Here is a 1,393-nt window from a genome sequence, read left to right on the forward strand (position 1 = left end):
CTCCACAGAGTTGGAAGCGGCCCGTACGGTCATTCGACCCGAATTACCAAACGGACCGAATGGACAACTTCTGCACTCCACCCGTGCAGGGCGACTCGTTACGAATGTCGGACGAGGTTCGCGCGCAGTACCTCTTCGATGTCCAACTCCACCTCGCGCGTGTGAACCCCGGCCGCGAGTGCTGCCCGGGCAAGCTCTCCAGACGCGGGGGTGAACGTTTCGCCGAGCAGGCGGTTTTCCGCGCGCAGTGCGTCCTCAAGCGTGCCGTCGACCGCGTCGATTGCTTCGGTAGCCGCGGCGCGGACACCGTCGGGCAGAGCCGCGATGGTCAGTGCGACCCACTCAACATATTCGTCCAGTTCTGCGGCGGGCAGAGCTCGGTTCACCCATCCCCACCGCTCGGCAGTCGCCGCGTCGACAAGCCCGCCTGTCAGCACGATCTCGAGAGCGCGAGCGCGACCCACGAGGCGGGGTAGGTGGGCAGTTGCACCGGCTCCAGGGACGATGCCGATCAGTGTCTCGAACTGGCCGAACGCCGCAGTCTCGAGGGCCGCGAATCGCAGATCCAGACTGGAGACCAGCTCGGATCCACCGCCACGGGCGAGTCCCGCGACTTTGGCAATGGTGGTCTGAGGCAGACGCCGCCAGCGTTCATGAAGCCGCATCATCGGGCCCGTCCCGACAAGCGTCTCCTCTGCGATCGGGAGGGCAGCGTAGGTCGCGGGGTCCTCCACGAATGACAGGTCGCCGTGTGCCAAGAAGAACTCCGGATTGGTGCTCTGGACCACGATGACGTGCAGATCGGGATCATTCTCAGCCGCCGCAGCGACGGCGTCCAGGTCGAGCATGAGCTGAGCCGTCATCAGGTTGACGGGCGGAACATTAATCGAGACCCATAGCACTCCGTCCTGGCGCTTGAGATTGAGGCTGGGCAGGGACTGTTCGGTCATGAGATTCCTTTGGGTTGACGGTATCTCTGGTATACCTGGCACATGAAAGGCACTTCAACGCAACCTGGTATCCGCGAAGATCGGGCCGGTCACGAGACCATCGTCGGCCCGCAGCGCGAGCTCCTGGATCAGCTGCTGGACAAGTGGGGTCACCTGCTGCTGGCCGCGTTGTGCCAGCAGCCGCGACGCTTCAACGAGCTCAAGAGAGAGCTCGATGGGGTCACTCAAAAATCGCTGACGCAGGCACTGCGACGGTTGGAACGCAACGGCCTCGTCGAGCGCCTGGTACTGACGCAACGCCCCGTTGCTGTGGAGTACCGGATCACGCCGCTGGGTCGCACGCTTGAGGAGCCCTTCTCGATCCTGCGCGCCTGGACCGCCGACCACCTCCCTGAAGTCGAACGACACAGGGATGCATTTGACAAAGGCGCGGACACCCTTCA

General features: G+C 63.7%; 2 protein-coding genes. One reads left to right on the top strand and one right to left on the bottom strand.

Features of this window, described 5'->3' with window-relative positions:
- Positions 1 to 98 precede the first annotated feature (98 nt).
- Positions 99 to 950, bottom strand: a complete 852-nt coding sequence (locus NP777_RS46820; protein WP_256656310.1) for an enoyl-CoA hydratase/isomerase family protein — start codon at positions 948 to 950, stop codon at positions 99 to 101.
- Between the two features lie 42 nt (positions 951 to 992).
- On the opposite strand from NP777_RS46820, the gene NP777_RS46825 reads away from it, so the two are divergent.
- The coding region (locus NP777_RS46825; protein WP_308405425.1) for a winged helix-turn-helix transcriptional regulator at positions 993 to 1,393 on the top strand (401 nt) is incomplete at its 3' end.

This window comes from Streptomyces rugosispiralis (assembly GCF_024505145.1).
GTDB lineage: Bacteria > Actinomycetota > Actinomycetes > Streptomycetales > Streptomycetaceae > Streptomyces > Streptomyces rugosispiralis.

Coding starts and splice junctions, on each gene's coding strand:
- NP777_RS46820 (WP_256656310.1), bottom strand. CDS start 950: ATGACCGAACAGTCCCTGCCCAGCCTCAATCTCAAGCGCCAGGACGGA.